Below are 15,476 nucleotides of genomic sequence, written 5' to 3' on the forward strand. Positions count from 1 at the left end.
TGTTACCGTGCCGCGACGGGCTCGGCCGACGCGCGCTCGCGTTCGAGCGCCGCGACGTCGTTCGCGACCATGTTGTGGAAGAGCTGACCGGGCAACTCGTTTCGGCCGTAGATCAGTTCCTCGACCTGGCCGTGGGCGGCGTTGTCGGTGATGGTCTTGGTGACGAACCAGTCCTCGGCGTGCAGGGTCTCCATCAGCAGTTCCCAGTTCTTCTCCAGGATCCGCTCCTCGCGCGGGGTCTCCGGCTTCTTCGGGGACAGCAGCCGGATCGTGCAGTAGGAGACGTTCGGGTCGTCCTTGTCCGGGACGATGGTCCAGATCTCGAAGTGGTTCGGCTCGGTGACCAGCATGGTGCCGGGGTAGACGGTGTAGTTCGCGAGCGAGTAGTCGCGGACGTCGAAGCTGTCCGGATCGGCGTCGCGGACCTCGGTGATCGCCTTGCGCGCCACCACGAGTCGCCACGAGCGGTCCACGACGTCCAGTGCGGTGATGTTGCCCTCGAGGTAGTTGCACACGGTCTTGGTGTGCAGCTGGCAGAGGTGGTACGAGTCCTGCACGCCGTCGACGGCGATCTTCCAGTTCATGTCCAGCTTCCAGGTCTCCTTGCGCACCTGGAAGGAGTCGGCCATGCCGGTGTCGGCGACCTCGGCGTCGTGCTTGGCGCCGAGCACGGTCGCGATGTCGAGGTCGGCGCCGACGGTGGGCACCACCCAGACCAGACCGTGCCGGACCTCGCACGGGAACTCCACCAGCCCGTACTCGCCGCGGTCCATGCCGTCGAAGCCCTCGGCGTGCGGAAGTCCGCGCAGCGCACCGTCCTTGCCGTACGACCAGTTGTGGTACGGGCAGGCGAAGACGCGCTTGCAGCCCGACTCCCCGAACTCGACCTTCGCCCCGCGGTGCCGGCACACGTTGGAGAAGGCCTTGACGCTGCCGTCGTTCTGCTTGACGACGAGCAGCGAGGTGCCGATGAGCTCGGTGGTCAGGAAGTCGCCGGACTTCTGCAGCTCGTCGACGTGGGCCACGATGTGCGGGAATCGCCGCACGACGTCGCGTTCCTTGGCCGCCAGATCGGGGTCGTTGAAGACCGAGAACGGCACGCGGAGCAGGTCGTCCGCGTAGTCGGTGGTGTCGTTGTCCACGTGGGCGATGAGCCGCTGCGTGAGCCTGATCTTCTCGTCGCGCTCCATGGATCGAGGGTGACACACGAGACAATCAATGTCTAGCGTCTTATCTAATTCCTTTCGGTTGATCACGGGATTGATACGGTTCTCCAGTGGCAGCACGCACCGGTACGGAGACACAGTCGGACGCCCGCGCGACCATCCTGGCGGCGGCCGAGGAGTGTTTCGCGCGCTTCGGCATCGCCAAGACGACGATGGAGGACGTCGCCAGGGCCGCGTCGATGTCACGCGCGACGGTCTACCGCTACTTCGCGGACCGGGAGTCGTTGATCGCCGAATCGGTGGTCCGGCGCGCCCGCGCGAACATGGGCCGCGCCCGCGCGTACATCACCCGCTGGCCGACCGTCGAGGACCGCATCGTCGAGGGCATCTGCCAGGACATCCGCAAGGGCCACCTGGACCCGATGGTGAACCGTCTCGTCTCCCCCGAGTCCATGGCGCTGTCGATCCGGCTGCTCAGCGAGTCCGGTCGCGCGATCGAACTGACCCACGAACTGTGGGGACCGATCCTCGCCGACGAACAGGCCGCAGGCACCATCCGCGCCGACCTCGACCTGCGCCTGGTCTCCGAGTGGATCTCCGAACTCGAGATCATGTACATCAGCCAGTACGGCACCGACGACAGCGCCCTCGACCGGGTCCGCGAGAAGCTCCGCACCTTCGTCGTCCCGGCCCTGCTCCCCCGCTGACTCACCCCGCCCAGGCGGCGAGCTTCGCCTCGATCCCCGTCACGAACAGCTCGAAGGCGCGGTCGACGCGGCCGCGGTCACCGGTCGCGAGCAGGTCGAGGGACAGGCCGCGCACCTGCGCGAGGATCAGCGTCGCCTGGGACGGCACCTCGTCCTCCGGGCACCCCGCGGCGCGCAGTCCGGACTCGAGGACGGCGAGCCACTGCCCGACGAAGTTCTCCAGGAAGCGCGCGTTCTCGGCCGGATGCAGCAGCGCCCGGACGTAGACCTCGAGCAGCACCCGGAAGCGCGAGAGCTCGCCCTCCGCCATTCGCAGCGCCCACCACGCCCGGATCGACTCGGCTGGGTTGTCGAGGTTTTCGAACACGCCCGGGTCGGGCATCGACTCGCCGCGCATGCTCTCGACGACCTCGGCGAGGAGGTTGTCCTTGCTGCCGAAGTGGTGCAGCAGCGAGGCGTGCGAGACGCCGATCTGCTTGGCGAGCGGCCGCATCGACAGATCGGTGACGCCGTTCGCGATCACGTACTCGGTGACGGCCCCCAGCAACTCCTCGCGGCGGCCCGCGTAGCGCAGCGAGCGCCTGTCCACCCCCTCGGTCCCGGTCACCGCTACAGCGTAGGCGGACGCGCCTCAGCCCATCGGGTCGTCGACGACGTCGACCGGCGGCGCGGTGAACGGCGGCAGCAGCGCACCCCACCGCACACAGGTCCACCCGCCGCCCACGGTCGGGACGAGCTCGACGGTCTGCGTGTTGTCCAGGTGCGTGTCCGCCGAGAACCGGCCGTCCAGGCCCGCCAGGTAGCTCGCGACCAGCCGGATCGCCGCCCCGTGACTGACCACCAGCACGTCACCCGTGTCGTCCGCCGGCGTCCCGTCCAGGTACTGCGCGCGCAGCGACTCGACCACCGGCAGGTACCTCTCGAGCACGTCCTCGCCGGACTCACCGCCGGGAATCCGCTCGCCGAGTTCACCGACGTGCCACGAGTGGAACACCTTCGCGAACAACTCGTGCGACGCCCGGTCCGAGCGGTCCTCCAGATCGCCGGCCTGCGCCTCGTGGATACCCTCGCGCACCTCGACCACGATCCCCGAGGCACGCTCGATGTACCCGGCGGTCTGGCGGGCACGCAGGGCCTCCGACGCCACCACGACCTTCGGGGCGCCGGCCAGCGACGACCCGTACGCCTGCGCCTGCCCCTCACCGGTCGGCGTCAGGCGCGCGCCGGGCAACCGGGTGTCCAGCTTTCGGGCGACGTTCGCCTCCGTCTGACCGTGCCGGACCAGAATCAGCTTGCCCGCCAAGTCAGTTCGCTCCTTCACTGTCGCCGGCGATGATCCGTCTCAGCCATGCACTCGCCTCGTCGTCCGACGGGGGACGCCGCCCGCCCGGGGTGGCCGTCGGCCACGACCCGAGGAACCGCACGGTGTGTTTGCGATGCAGGGCCTTGAGCGCCTCGGCCACCGCGGAATCCTCGACGTGGCCGCTGCAGTCGAGGTAGAAGCGGTAGGTGCCGAACTCGACGCGCGTGGGCCGAGACTCGATTCGGGTGAGATCGATTCCGCGCGTGGAGAATTCCTCCATCGCACTGACCAGGGACCCGGGTTCGTGGCTGAGCTGCATCACCACCGAGGTGCGGTCGGAGCCCGTCGCGGCGGGCACCGGACCGGGCCGGGTGACCAGCACGAAACGGGTTCGCGCGCCGGGGAAGTCCGCCACCCCGCCGGCAAGGACGTCGAGACCGAGACGCTCACCGGCGAGCGCGGTCGACACCGCAGCGTCCGCTGCTCCGGCCGCCACGTCCTCGGCGGCTCCGGCGTTGGAGGACGCGGACTCGACGCGGGCGCCCGGCAGGTGGCTCTCGATCCACATCCGCACCTGCGCCAACGCCACCGGATACGCCCGGACGGTGCGCACCGCGTCGAGGGTGGTCCCGGGCCGGGCGACGATCGTGAAGCTCACGTCGAGTTCGGTCTCGGCGACGATCTGCAGACGGTCGCCGAGGGCGAGCGCGTCCAGGGTCGGCGGCACGGGCCCCTCGACGGAGCTCTCGATCGGCACCACCGCGCCCTCGACGGAGCCGTCCCGGACCAGTTCGAGCGCCGCGGGCGGGCTGGCCGCAGCCACCCGCTCGACCCGACCGTCGAAGGCGCCGGACGCCTCGAGGCGGTCCAACGCCATCTCGGTGAAGGTTCCGGTCGGTCCGAAGTAGGCGATGCGAGGCACCCGCTCAGATTACGCGGGCCGCGCACCCGCCCGACGTCGCCGCGGCCGTGTCGTGGCGGCGCGCCGTCAGCGGCGGCCGAGGTCGGCGGTGATGCCGAGGTCGCGCAGGTGGGCCGAGGTCGCGGCGCCGCCGGGGACCGCGATCGCGACGAGTACCTCGCGGACCGCCTCCGCGGCGGCGGCGCTGAGGCCGGCGATCGGGGCGGGGTCCGCGGCCAGGTAGGCGGCGGTGATGTCGTCTCCCCGCAGCGACGCGACGGTCGCGGCGAGGATCGCGATCACCTCCTCGCCGGTGCGGGCGTGCGCGACGAACCCGGCGTCGGAGTGGGCGAGCACGGCGAGGAAGTCCGCGACGTCGGCCGCGTCCGCGTCCGCGGCGAGCACGGGATGGGCTCCGACCTCGGCGATCCGGGCGGCCGCGTCGGCGGCCCAGCCACGCCCGGCGGCGCCGGGGTCGACGCGCACGGCGAGGCGGGCGGGCAGCGCGAGCGGGTCCCCCTGCGCGAGGGCGAGCGCGTCGTCGAGCTGGTCGAGCGGGCAGTCCACCTCGATGCGGGCCAACTCGGGGACGTTCGCGGGCAGCGCGTCGGGCGCCACGTCGAGCCGCAGCCACAGCGGTCCGTCGGCGGCGTCGACACCGGCGAGAGCGGTCGCCGCCAGCAGCGGCGCCCCGAACATCGTGTCCCGGTCGCGGGCCCGGAGCGCGTCCGCGTCGGCGCAGATCTCGGCGAGCAGACCGGCGAACGGGGGCTGCGATTCGCGGGGGGACGGCGGTTCGAGGTTGAGCAGGGTGGCCACCGGTCAACGGTAATCCTGCGCGGAACCCTTGCGCGGCCCGGGGCCCTCATCTAACTTAGGCATGGCTAACCTACTGTGACCGGCACCGCATCCCCCGCCGCGGAAAAAGGAGCTCCCCATGACCGCTTCGACCACGCTCGGCCCCACCACCGCCGAACGCGTCCGCACCGCGTGCGCCCGCGCCCAGCAGGCCGTCCTTGCCGTCGACGGCAGCGACCCGGTCGCCGTCGCGGTCCACCACCTGCGCTCGTGCGGAGACGTCGTCGTCGCCGTCCCCGCCCACGCCACCATCACCGCCCTCGCCTGGCAGGCCGGCCGCGGCGGACTGCCCGCCGTCCTCGAACTGACCGACCACGCGCCGCTCGCACTCCGCGAGCCCGTCCGGTCGCTGGTGTGGCTGCGCGGCAGCCTGCACGCCGTCCCGACCGAAGCCACCCGCGCGCTGGCCGCCGCCGTCGCCGACGAGCACCCGAACCCGGCACTGCTCGACGTCGGCCACTCCACCACCCTGCTGCGCCTGGTCCTCGACTCCGCCGTCGTCGCCGACAGCCACGGCGCCGAACCGGTCCCGCTCCCTGACCTTCTCGGCGCCGCCCCCGACCCGTTCTGGGCCGTCGAGGACGACTGGATCACCCACCTCGAGGCCGACCACGCCGACATCGTCGACCAACTGGCCCAACGACTTCCGCGGGGCCTGCAGACCGGGCAGGTGCGTCCGCTCGGCATCGACCGCTACGGCGTGCGACTGCGCGTCGAGTCCGCGTCCGGCGACAGCGACGTCCGACTGCCCTTCGCGGACCCCGTCGACGACCCCGCCTCCCTCAACCGCGCGCTGCGCGTCCTCGTCGGCTGCCCGTTCCTCAACGGCCTGCGCTCACGCCGCTGACCCGGCGCGTCCCCGGCTACGCGTGCGACGCTGGGCCCGGCAACGAACGCCGGACCGACGGACGGGGACGACACATGATCTCGGACGAACGCGCCGCGCTCGACGCACTCGACGAGGGCGCGATCCCGCAGTACCTCGACGCCCATTCGCATCTGCCGGGTCCACGTGCCAACCTCGCGCTCGTCGGCGCCCTCACCGACGTCGCCCCGCCCGAGCTGGCGTTCGCCCTCGCCGACGATCCCGACGAGTTCCGTCGACTCTGCGGCACCGCCGCCCTCGGCCGCCTGCTGACGGGCGACGACGGCACGGCCCTCGCGGTGGTCGAATCCCGCGCGGCCGAGGGCTTCTGGCGGGTCCGCGAGGGCGCAGCGATGGCGCTGCAACGCCTCGGCGACGACGACCCCGCGGCACTGCGGCGCGTCGTCTCGGAGTGGTCCGCGCACCCCGATCCCCTCGTCGCGCGCGCGGCGGTCGCGGGCATCTGCGAGCCGCGCCTGCTCGCGGACGCGCAGACCGCGCTCGCCGCCCTCGACGCGTGCGCGGCCGCGACGGACGTCCTGCGCCGCGTCCCCGCGCAGCGTCGGCGCGAACCCGATGTCCGAACGCTGCGCAAGGGACTCGGCTACTGCTGGAGCGTCGCCGTCGCCGGTGACCCCGACACCGGGCTGCCCCGGTTCGCCGCCCTCTCCGACGACCCCGATCCCGACGTGCGGTGGATCGTCCGGGAGAACCGCCGCAAGGCACGGCTGCGACGCCTGCTGCCGGACTGACCGCCCGCGGACGCCGCGGCCCGGCGAAAGGCACTGCGCACCAGGTACACACATCGGCAGTGGTGCGAGTGGCGCCGCACCCGAAGGGCCGGGGCCGTCACCGGAGTGGCCGTTCTTCAGGTGGGCGCTGCGGCGGCTATCGTCGTTTCCGCGAGGCAGATCCGGGGTATGTCCCGGGGCACGATGCAAACAGAGGAGGAGTAGCGCGATGCCGGTCGTTGCGCCGTATCCCTGTCGCCCTGGGTCACCGCCATGAGTGACCAGGGCGCGGATCCGGTCGACACGATCAGGGCTTCGCTGCTGCAGGCGCTGCGATCCCACCGGGATCCGCTGGAGGCGCTGGTGCGCACCTGCCAGGCGTCCCTCGAGGTGCTGGCGGCGGACGGGATGTCGGTCGCGGTGGCGACGGGTTCCGGATATCCCCAGACCGTGTTCGCCAGCGACGAGACGGTCGAACGGATCGAGTCGCTGCAATTCACCCTCGGCGTGGGCCCGTGCATCGAGTCCATCGCCGAGCGCGGTCCCGTCCTGGTGCCCGACCTCGCCGAATCATCCGACAGGTGGCCGGTTCTCGTCAGCGAGCTCGCGACGCTCCCCGTCGGGGCGATCTTCGCGTTCCCGCTCCAGGCCGGCTCGATCGCGCTCGGTTCGCTGAACCTGTACCGCAATGCGCCCGGGTTTCTCGACACCACGGAGCTGGCGAGGGCCCTGCGGATCGGCGACGTGATCACCATCGCGCTGCTCGGCCTGGCCGCGGTCGAGCACGACGCCGAACTCGACCGCCGGCTCGCCCACGCTCCGCACAACTCGGACGTGGTGCACCAGGCCACGGGCATGCTGGTGTCCCACTACCAGATTCCGGCGAGTGCGGCACTGGTGCGACTGCGGGCGTACGCGTTCGCGTCCGGGCGGCTCGTCGAGGAGGTCGCCCGCCTCCTCACCACCCGACAACTCCGACTCGAGGACATCGACGCATGAGTACCGGCGGCATCCCCATACGGGGCACAGGCGACTACGCTGGAACACAACGGACCGACAGGCAGGAGATGCTGGTGCCGTCGAGTACCGATCGCGAATCGGAGTTGTTGCAGGCGTTGGTCGAACTGGCCGACACGCTGGTCGACGACTACGACATCGCCGACCTCCTGCACATGCTGGTCATTCGCTGTGTCGACCTCACCGGCGCGGTCGCGGCCGGCCTGATGCTCGCCAATCAGCGCGGCGGCCTCCAGGTACTCGCGTCCTCCACCGAACAGACCCGGCTGCTGGAACTGTTCCAGCTGCAGGTGGACGAGGGCCCGTGTCTGGAGGCCTTCGGCAGCGGCGAGACGGTGATCGTCGAGGACCTCTCCACCGAGGCGCAGCGCTGGCCCCGGTTCACCCCCGAGGCACTCGCGCAGGGATTCCGGTCGGTGCAGGCGCTGCCGCTGCGGCTACGGAAGCAGACGATCGGCGCCCTGAACCTGTTCGGCGATCAGGTCGGCGTCCTCGCCCCACACGACCTGAAGCTCGCACGCGCCCTCGCGGACACCGCGACGATCGGCATCCTGCACGAGCGCGCCATCCGGCGGGCCGAGGTGCTGACCGAGCAGCTGCAGACCGCGTTGAACAACCGGATCACGATCGAGCAGGCCAAGGGCATCATCGCGCACGCGGGCGACCTCGAGATGGGGCAGGCGTTCGAGGTGCTCCGCGACCACAGTCGCCGCACCAACACCCGCCTGTCGGCCATCGCCCACGACCTCGTCACCGGCACGATCCGGGCAGCGGACCTCCTGTCCGGGAGCACGTCCTCCCCCGGGACGCCCTGACGGCTACCGTCGCCGGTGTGACCCGACTCGACCACTGGCTCCGGCCCTCGCCACCCCCGCCGACCGAACCGCCACTCGATGCGCGGGAGCGGCGCGCACTGTGGGTCGAGGTCACGATCGTCCTGCTCGTCACGTTCGGGCTGAGCGGGCTGTCCGGCGTCCTGTCGCTGATCGAGACCGCGATGGCGCCGGGCCAGCTGTCCGACCAGACGGTGGCGCTGAACACCTCACGGTCCAGCGTCGGCTGGATCGACCTGGCGCGGCAGCTTCTCGGGATCCTGCGGCTGTGCGCGTGGGCGGCGCTCGGGTTGTACCTGCTGTGGCGCAGCGGTCTGGGCCCCGAGAAGATCGGCCTCGGCCGCCACCCCCGCTGGCGCCGCGACCTGCTGCCCGGGGTCGGGTTGGCCGCGCTGATCGGGCTGCCGGGGCTGGTGCTGTACCTCGTCGCGACCGCCGTCGGCGCGAATCTCACCGTGGTCCCGAGCACCGTCGACGACCACTGGTGGCGCCTGCCCGCCCTGGTGCTGTGGGCGCTGGCGAACTCCGCCGCCGAGGAAGTGCTCGTGGTCGCGTACCTGATCTCGCGGCTGCGCCGCCTCGGCTGGGGCGAGAACGCCGCGCTCGCCGCGTCCGCGCTCCTGCGCGGCAGCTACCACCTCTACCAGGGCCTCGGCGGGGGGCTCGGCAACGTCGTGATGGGGCTCGTGTTCGGCCGGTACTGGCAGCGGACCGGCAAACTCTGGCCGCTGGTCGTCGCGCACTGGCTGATCGACGCGGTCGCGTTCGTCGGATACACCCTGCTGCGGGGCCACGTCTCCTGGCTGCCCTGACCAGTACAGTTTCTGGAGTGAACGGCGACGACCCCCGGTACCGAGACCCCCGTGACCCCGCGGCGGGCCGCGGCGCCGATCCCCGGCGGTCGCCGTACCCCGCTCAGACCCCGGGTGGACGGGTGCCGCCGACTCAGTACCCACCGCGACGTCAGGTCCCGCCGCAGCAGCGGCCCCCGCAGCGCGGCGGCGCTCCGGTCGATCCGCGCCGCGCCGCGCCGCCGAACCCGGAGGGGACGCAGGTCATCCGCCGCGACGGGCGGTCCCCGGCGCCGGAACGCGCGTGGTCGAGGCAACCGGAGGCGTCCCCGCTCGCGCAGCGTTCCGCCGCGCCCCGGCAGGCCCCGCCGGGAGCATCCGGGTACGCGCCCACGCAGACCCCGCAGCCGCACACGGAACGAGCGCGTCCCCGCTCGGCGCCCCCGGCGCCGCCGCGAACGACACGTCCCCCGGCAGCCCCACCCGCCGAACCGCCTCGGCCGCGACGCCGGGCGCACTGGGGTCGCCGGATCGGGCTGATCGTCCTCGCGGTGCTGGTGTTCACAGTCGGGGCGGTGGTCTACCTGGACCGCTCCCTGAACCGGGTCGACGCACTCGCCGACTACCCCGACCGGATCGCGGACACGCCGGGCACGAACTGGCTGCTCGTCGGGTCCGACAGCCGCACCGGCCTGACGGCCGAGCAGGAGCAGGAACTCGCGACGGGCGGCGAACTCGACTCACAGCGCACCGACACGATCATGATCGTGCACATCCCGAAGAGCGGCGCCGCGACGATGGTGTCCATTCCTCGCGACTCGTACGTCCCGATCCCCGGCTACGGCCGCGACAAGATCAACTCGTCGTTTGCACTCGGCGGCCCGCAACTCCTGGTGCAGACGGTCGAGGAGGCGACGGGCCTGCGGATGGACCACTACGCGGAGATCGGGTTCGGCGGCTTCGCCGGCATCGTCGACGCGGTCGGCGGCGTGCACCTGTGCGTGCCGTACCCGATCGACGACCCGCTCGCGGGCGTCAACCTGCAGGCGGGATGCCAGGACCTCACCGGTGCCGAGTCGCTCGGCTTCGTCCGCAGTCGTGCCACCGCGCTGGCCGATCTGGATCGGATGAACAACCAGCGCCTGTTCATGTCCGCGATGCTGGCGAAGGCCACCAGCGTCAGCACCCTCGTCAACCCGTTCCGGCTGTGGCCCATGGTGACCAACGCGGCGAGCAGCCTGCAGGTCGACGAGGGCGATCACCTGTGGAACCTCGGCGGACTGGCGTGGGCGATGCGGGGCGACCCGGTGACCACGACCGTCCCCGTCGGGGGTTTCGAGGACGTCGACGGCTCCGGCAACGTGCTGCTGTGGGACCGGGAGAACGCGTCCCGGTTCTTCGAGGCCCTCGCCTCCGACGAGCCGGTCCCCGCGGACCTGCTGACGAACTGACGGACCGGACGCCGACCACCTTCCTCCGTCCGTGACAGTCCGTAACACACACTTTCCGGGCAGGGTCGTCACCCCCGGGGCGGGGGCTCGCCGGCGCGGCGCATGGTGACGTCCGTCGCACCATCCGGAAACCGTTGCGTCCCGGCTCGTTCCGGCTCCATGCCCTCCACCCGTGCGGCCGACGAGCAGCCGAATGGCGAAAATCGTTCCAGGACAACATGATCGAACCTTCGTCGACCCCTCCCGCACCGATGAGGACCGCCACGGAGCGGCGCTTCCGGACCGGAATCGAAGGACGACCTCACTTAGGACACACTGCCCTCAATAAGGGTCCGCTTGGATGCGAACCCCCTCTGACCAGCGCTATCGTCCCCGTCATGAGCGCACCGGAGGACATCAACCAGACGAAGTTCCATGCCCTTCTCCACGATCAGATCCGCCACGAGTTCAACGCGTCGCACCAGTACCTGGCGATCGCGGTCTACTTCGACAACGCCGACCTCCCCCAGCTGGCGAAGCACTTCTACGCGCAGTCGGTCGAGGAACGCAACCACGCGATGATGATGGTCCAGTACTTCCTCGACCGGGACATCGCTGTCGATCTGAGTGGAGTCGATCCGGTGCTCTCCCACTTCGAGAGCCCCCGCGAACCGCTCGCTCTCGCGCTCGCACAGGAGAAGACCGTCACCGAGCAGATCGTCCGGTTGGCGAGCACCGCCCGCGAGGAGGGCGACTACCTCGGCGAGCAGTTCATGCAGTGGTTCCTCAAGGAGCAGGTCGAGGAGGTCGCGTCGATGAACACCCTGCTGACCATCGCCGACCGCGCGGGCCTCAACCTGTTCGACCTGGAGAACTTCGTCGCCCGCGAGATCGGTGCCGCGGACGCGTTGGGTGCCGCAGCCAAGTCGACCGGCACGCCCGCCGTCGCCGGTGGCGCACTCTAGGTGGCTCCGCCGCCTGTGCGTGCGCGTGGTGGCCAGGGCTACCGAGGTCACGCACAGGGGCTGATTCCCTCGTAGTAGCCGCGGATGTGGTCGAGGATCCGACGCTCCGCCAGTTGCGGGTCACCGGCCTCGACGGCCTCGATCAGGCCGCGATGCTCGTGACGGAGACGGGCGCAGGTCGTCGGCCACCGGGCGGCGTCGACGCCGCCGACCACGTACGCCTCGATCGACTCCCGCAGGCCCGCCATCATCGCGGCGACCACCTGGTTCCCGGCCGCGTCGGCGAGGGTGACGTGGAACTGCGCGTCGAGAATCAGGAACTCGGACGCGGACAGCGCGCCGTCGTCCATCGAGTCCAACAACTCCACGGCGGCGTCGAGGCCCGGGGCCGGCCGCCGCGCGGCGAGGGTCCGCACCACCTCGGATTCGAGAACGAGACGGGTCTGCACCACGTCGGACACCGGAAAGCCCTGCGCGGCAACCTGCATGCGCATCAGCATCGACATGCCCCCGGTCGGCCGCGCGACGATCATCGCGCCCGCGTTGGGGCCCGAGCCGGTCTGGGCGCGCAGCAGGCCCAGCGCCTCCATCACCCGCAGTGCCTCCCGCACCGACGATCGTCCGACGCCCAGTTCCGCGGCGAGCGCGCGTTCGCCCGGCAGGCGTTGCCCCGGGCGGACCTCCCCCGCGACGAGCATCTGTTCGAGCCGGGCGAGTACCTGCTCCCATGCGCGGGTGCCGGACTGCGGGGACGACTGATCGGACATGGGGACCGAGCCTAGGTGGTGACGGGTGTGCCGTGTGGTCTGACCACAGCACCGTACCCGAGGCCCCGCACCGATGTCGAGACTCGGATCCCGGTCTTGCCACACCACCCCGACCGTGGGTTAGTGTGGTCTGACCACACCGACGACCGCGGAGATCCACATGCGTATCGCGCTGTTCGCCACCTGCCTCGGGGACACCCTATTCCCGGACGCCGTCAAGGCCACCGCCCGCCTGCTCACCCGGCTCGGGCACGACGTCGTCTTCCCGCCCGGCCAGACCTGTTGCGGCCAGATGCACGTCAACACCGGCTACCAGCCCGACGCGCTGCCGCTGGTCGCGAACTACGCCGACGAGTTCGGCGATCCGTCGATCGACGTGGTCGTCGCACCGTCCGGGTCGTGCGTGGGCTCGATCCGGCACCAGCACGAGATCGTCGCGTCCCGCTACGGCAGCCCCGCGTTGCGCGAGCGCGTCGACACGGTGAAGACGAAGACGTACGAACTGTCCGAACTGCTCGTCGACGTCCTCGGTGTGACCGATGTCGGGGCGTGGTTCCCACACCGCGTCACGTACCACCCCACCTGTCACTCCCTCCGGATGCTCCGGGTCGACGACAAACCCCTCCGGCTGCTGCGCGCGGTCCGCGACATCGACCTGGTCGAGCTCCCCGAGGCCGACTCCTGCTGCGGATTCGGCGGCACCTTCGCGATCAAGAACGCCGAGACGTCGACCGCGATGCTCGCGGACAAGATCCGCAACGTCGCGGGCACCGGGGCCGACTCCCTGTGCGCCGGTGACTCGTCCTGCCTGATGCACATCGGCGGCGGCATGTCCCGGCTTCAGATGGGGACCCGCACAATTCATCTCGCCGAGATCCTGGCGTCCACCGAGCCCGCCCTGGAGGTCTCCGCATGAGCTCCGTGAGCCTGGGTCTGCCCGCCGTTCCGCCGCGCGCACCGCAGGGTGTCGGGTTCCTGCGCGGCACCGAGACGTTCCCGAAGGCGGCGCACCACGAACTCGCCAACGCCCAGCTGCGCCGCAACATCGGCAAGGCCACGCACACGATCCGCGCCAAACGACTGCGCGTGACGGGTGAACTCCCCGACTGGGAGGCCTTGCGCGACAGCGGTTCCGCCATCAAAACCGAGGCGATGAACCGGCTTCCGGAACTGCTCGAGCAGCTCGAGGAGGCGGTCACCGCCCGCGGCGGTGTCGTGCACTGGGCGGCGGACGCCACCGAGGCCAACGCCATCGTCACCGACCTGGTCCGTGCGACCGGCTCCACCGAGGTCATCAAGGTCAAGTCGATGGCCACGCAGGAGATCGAACTCAACGAGCACCTCGAGTCCCACGGCATCACCGCCTACGAAACGGATCTCGCCGAACTGATCGTGCAGCTCGGCCACGACAAGCCGTCGCACATCCTGGTGCCCGCGATCCACCGCAACCGCTCGGAGATCCGCGAGATCTTCCTGCGGGAGATGCGCGGCGTCGACCCCGACCTCGACGACAACCCGGCGCACCTCGCCGCGGCGGCCCGGAAGTTCCTGCGCCACAAGTTCATGACCGTCCCCGTGGCGGTGTCCGGCGCGAACTTCGGCATCGCCGAGACCGGCACCCTCGGCGTCGTGGAGTCCGAGGGCAACGGACGCATGTGCCTGACGATGCCGCAGACGCTGATCACCGTGATGGGCATCGAGAAGGTCCTGCCCCGGTTCGCGGACCTCGAGGTGTTCCTGCAGCTGCTGCCGCGGTCGTCGACCGGGGAACGGATGAACCCGTACACCTCGATGTGGACCGGCGTCACCCCCGGCGACGGGCCGCAGGAGTTCCACCTGGTGCTGCTCGACAACGGCCGCACCGCCGCCCTCGCCGACGAGATCGGACGGCAGGCGCTGCACTGCATCCGCTGCTCGGCGTGCCTGAACGTGTGCCCGGTCTACGAGCGCACCGGCGGGCACGCCTACGGCTCCACGTACCCGGGGCCGATCGGTGCGGTGCTCACACCGCAACTGGCCGGGATGGACGCCGACGACGACCCCAATGCGACGCTGCCGTTCGCGTCGAGCCTGTGCGGCGCCTGCTTCGACGCCTGCCCGGTCAAGATCGACATCCCGTCACTGCTGGTCGAACTGCGTCACCAGAAGGTCGAGAAGGCCGGACTGACGGCCGAGCGGGTCGCGATGAAGGCGGCGTCGGTGGCGATGACGTCGGCCACGCGATTCACCCTGGCGCAGAAGGCCGCCGGGCTGGGCCGGCTCGCGGCGGGCCGAAAGGGGAAGATCTCCACGCTGCCGCCACCGCTGAACGGCTGGACCGCCGCCCGCGACATCCCGGCACCGCCGAAGCAGACGTTCCGGCAGTGGTGGGACTCGGACGAAGGCCGGGCGGCACTGGACGCGGCACGGGAAGAGGGACGCAGATGAGTTCGCGGGAGACGATCCTGTCGCGGATCCGGGACGCGCAGACGCTGGCACCGCCTGCGCCGCAAGAGATTCCCCGCGACTACCGGACCGGCCGGGTGATGCCGGACGCCGAACGCGTGGACCTGCTCGTCGACCGGCTCGTCGACTACAAGGCCACGGTGCACCGGTGCGCGCCGGACGACCTCCCGGCCACCGTGGCCCGGGTGCTCGGCGACATCGGCGCCCGCCGTGTCGGTGTTCCCGCGGGACTGGACGATTCGTGGCTGTCGGGGTTCGCCGGCGAGGTCGTGGTGGACTCGGCCGACATCCCGGCGCCGCGGTTGGCGGAGCTGGACGCCGTCGTCACGGCGTCGACCGTCACCTGCGCCGAAACCGGCACCATCTTCCTCGACGGCAGCGCCGACCAAGGGCGACGGGCGCTCACCCTGGTCCCGGACGTGCACGTGTGCGTCGTCTCCGTCGACACCGTCGAGGTCGGGGTGCCCGAGGCCCTTGCGCGCCTCGTCCCGGACCGGCCGACCACCCTGATCAGCGGACCGTCGGCGACCTCCGACATCGAACTCGAACGGGTCGAGGGCGTGCACGGCCCCCGCAACCTGCACGTCGTCATAGTGCGCTGAAGGCGCAGTGGTGGGGGGGGGGGGGGGGCCGGGGGGGGGGGGGGGGCGCGGCGCCGCGCCGGCGGGGGGGGGGGGGGAGGGCGGTCGGGGGAGGG

General features: G+C 71.2%; 17 protein-coding genes. 11 read left to right on the forward strand and 6 right to left on the reverse strand.

Features of this window, described 5'->3' with window-relative positions; genetic code table 11:
* Positions 1 to 2: 2 nt before the first annotated feature.
* Positions 3 to 1,190, reverse strand: coding sequence for a Rieske 2Fe-2S domain-containing protein (locus ACFYVR_RS14460; RefSeq protein ID WP_387474154.1), 1,188 nt, complete (start codon positions 1,188 to 1,190; stop codon positions 3 to 5).
* A gap of 86 nt (positions 1,191 to 1,276) precedes the next feature.
* Between ACFYVR_RS14460 and ACFYVR_RS14465 the strand changes: the two genes are divergently transcribed.
* The gene (locus tag ACFYVR_RS14465; RefSeq protein ID WP_387474156.1) at positions 1,277 to 1,873 is read left to right on the forward strand and encodes a TetR/AcrR family transcriptional regulator; all 597 of its coding nucleotides are present in this window, start codon (positions 1,277 to 1,279) and stop codon (positions 1,871 to 1,873) included.
* Position 1,874: 1 nt separating this feature from the next.
* On the opposite strand, the gene ACFYVR_RS14470 is transcribed toward ACFYVR_RS14465, so the two are convergent.
* The 4 genes from ACFYVR_RS14470 to ACFYVR_RS14485 all read right to left on the reverse strand — a co-directional run bounded on the left by ACFYVR_RS14470 (position 1,875) and on the right by ACFYVR_RS14485 (position 4,896).
* Entirely contained in the window at positions 1,875 to 2,480 is a 606-nt protein-coding gene (locus ACFYVR_RS14470) for a TetR/AcrR family transcriptional regulator (protein WP_387474158.1), read from the reverse strand.
* A gap of 24 nt (positions 2,481 to 2,504) precedes the next feature.
* Entirely contained in the window at positions 2,505 to 3,176 is a 672-nt protein-coding gene (locus tag ACFYVR_RS14475) for a histidine phosphatase family protein (RefSeq protein WP_387474160.1), read from the reverse strand.
* Position 3,177: 1 nt separating this feature from the next.
* Positions 3,178 to 4,098 carry a prephenate dehydratase gene (pheA, locus tag ACFYVR_RS14480; protein ID WP_387474161.1) on the reverse strand — a complete coding sequence of 307 codons (921 nt, stop codon included), beginning with the start codon at positions 4,096 to 4,098 and terminating at the stop codon, positions 3,178 to 3,180.
* 66 nt (positions 4,099 to 4,164) lie between these two features.
* Positions 4,165 to 4,896 (reverse strand): hypothetical protein, encoded by a 732-nt coding sequence (locus ACFYVR_RS14485; RefSeq protein ID WP_387474163.1) that lies wholly within the window; start codon positions 4,894 to 4,896, stop codon positions 4,165 to 4,167.
* A 118-nt stretch (positions 4,897 to 5,014) separates the two neighbouring features.
* Between ACFYVR_RS14485 and ACFYVR_RS14490 the strand changes: the two genes are divergently transcribed.
* The 7 genes from ACFYVR_RS14490 (at position 5,015) to ACFYVR_RS14520 (ending at position 11,567) form a co-directional block, all read left to right on the forward strand.
* On the forward strand, positions 5,015 to 5,782 hold the full coding sequence (locus ACFYVR_RS14490) for a DUF2470 domain-containing protein (RefSeq protein WP_387474165.1): 768 nt from the start codon (positions 5,015 to 5,017) through the stop codon (positions 5,780 to 5,782).
* Between the two features lie 74 nt (positions 5,783 to 5,856).
* A complete protein-coding gene (locus ACFYVR_RS14495) occupies positions 5,857 to 6,552 on the forward strand; it encodes a HEAT repeat domain-containing protein (RefSeq protein ID WP_387474167.1) in 696 nt (231 codons plus the stop codon).
* Between the two features lie 252 nt (positions 6,553 to 6,804).
* Positions 6,805 to 7,530, forward strand: coding sequence for a GAF and ANTAR domain-containing protein (locus ACFYVR_RS14500; protein WP_387474169.1), 726 nt, complete (start codon positions 6,805 to 6,807; stop codon positions 7,528 to 7,530).
* Between the two features lie 74 nt (positions 7,531 to 7,604).
* On the forward strand, positions 7,605 to 8,363 hold the full coding sequence (locus ACFYVR_RS14505) for a GAF and ANTAR domain-containing protein (protein WP_387474171.1): 759 nt from the start codon (positions 7,605 to 7,607) through the stop codon (positions 8,361 to 8,363).
* A gap of 17 nt (positions 8,364 to 8,380) precedes the next feature.
* Entirely contained in the window at positions 8,381 to 9,193 is an 813-nt protein-coding gene (locus tag ACFYVR_RS14510) for a CPBP family intramembrane glutamic endopeptidase (protein WP_387474173.1), read from the forward strand.
* Between the two features lie 17 nt (positions 9,194 to 9,210).
* A complete protein-coding gene (locus tag ACFYVR_RS14515) occupies positions 9,211 to 10,623 on the forward strand; it encodes an LCP family protein (protein ID WP_387474175.1) in 1,413 nt (470 codons plus the stop codon).
* Between the two features lie 377 nt (positions 10,624 to 11,000).
* Positions 11,001 to 11,567, forward strand: coding sequence for a ferritin (locus ACFYVR_RS14520; protein WP_387474177.1), 567 nt, complete (start codon positions 11,001 to 11,003; stop codon positions 11,565 to 11,567).
* A gap of 47 nt (positions 11,568 to 11,614) precedes the next feature.
* Here ACFYVR_RS14520 and ACFYVR_RS14525 read toward each other — a convergent pair whose 3' ends face one another.
* On the reverse strand, positions 11,615 to 12,334 hold the full coding sequence (locus tag ACFYVR_RS14525; RefSeq protein ID WP_387474179.1) for a FadR/GntR family transcriptional regulator: 720 nt from the start codon (positions 12,332 to 12,334) through the stop codon (positions 11,615 to 11,617).
* Between the two features lie 160 nt (positions 12,335 to 12,494).
* Between ACFYVR_RS14525 and ACFYVR_RS14530 the strand changes: the two genes are divergently transcribed.
* The 3 genes from ACFYVR_RS14530 to ACFYVR_RS14540 are packed head-to-tail and all read left to right on the forward strand — an operon-like array spanning position 12,495 to position 15,381.
* Positions 12,495 to 13,250: a (Fe-S)-binding protein gene (locus ACFYVR_RS14530; protein ID WP_387474181.1), complete on the forward strand. Its 756-nt coding sequence runs from the start codon at positions 12,495 to 12,497 to the stop codon at positions 13,248 to 13,250.
* Positions 13,247 to 14,761, forward strand: a complete 1,515-nt coding sequence (locus tag ACFYVR_RS14535; RefSeq protein ID WP_387474183.1) for a LutB/LldF family L-lactate oxidation iron-sulfur protein — start codon at positions 13,247 to 13,249, stop codon at positions 14,759 to 14,761. The genes ACFYVR_RS14530 and ACFYVR_RS14535 overlap by 4 nt, the downstream gene beginning before the upstream one ends.
* Complete coding sequence (locus ACFYVR_RS14540) at positions 14,758 to 15,381, forward strand: lactate utilization protein C (protein ID WP_387474185.1); 624 nt, start codon at positions 14,758 to 14,760, stop codon at positions 15,379 to 15,381. The genes ACFYVR_RS14535 and ACFYVR_RS14540 overlap by 4 nt, the downstream gene beginning before the upstream one ends.
* The last annotated feature ends 95 nt before the right edge of the window (positions 15,382 to 15,476 follow it).

The sequence above is a fragment of the Rhodococcus sp. NPDC003318 genome (genome assembly GCF_042879035.1).
Lineage (GTDB): Bacteria > Actinomycetota > Actinomycetes > Mycobacteriales > Mycobacteriaceae > Rhodococcus_G.

Coding starts and splice junctions, on each gene's coding strand:
- ACFYVR_RS14460 (WP_387474154.1), bottom strand. CDS start 1,190: ATGGAGCGCGACGAGAAGATCAGGCTCACGCAGCGGCTCATCGCCCAC.
- ACFYVR_RS14490 (WP_387474165.1), top strand. CDS start 5,015: ATGACCGCTTCGACCACGCTCGGCCCCACCACCGCCGAACGCGTCCGC.
- ACFYVR_RS14495 (WP_387474167.1), top strand. CDS start 5,857: ATGATCTCGGACGAACGCGCCGCGCTCGACGCACTCGACGAGGGCGCG.
- ACFYVR_RS14500 (WP_387474169.1), top strand. CDS start 6,805: ATGAGTGACCAGGGCGCGGATCCGGTCGACACGATCAGGGCTTCGCTG.
- ACFYVR_RS14520 (WP_387474177.1), top strand. CDS start 11,001: ATGAGCGCACCGGAGGACATCAACCAGACGAAGTTCCATGCCCTTCTC.
- ACFYVR_RS14525 (WP_387474179.1), bottom strand. CDS start 12,334: ATGTCCGATCAGTCGTCCCCGCAGTCCGGCACCCGCGCATGGGAGCAG.
- ACFYVR_RS14530 (WP_387474181.1), top strand. CDS start 12,495: ATGCGTATCGCGCTGTTCGCCACCTGCCTCGGGGACACCCTATTCCCG.
- ACFYVR_RS14535 (WP_387474183.1), top strand. CDS start 13,247: ATGAGCTCCGTGAGCCTGGGTCTGCCCGCCGTTCCGCCGCGCGCACCG.
- ACFYVR_RS14540 (WP_387474185.1), top strand. CDS start 14,758: ATGAGTTCGCGGGAGACGATCCTGTCGCGGATCCGGGACGCGCAGACG.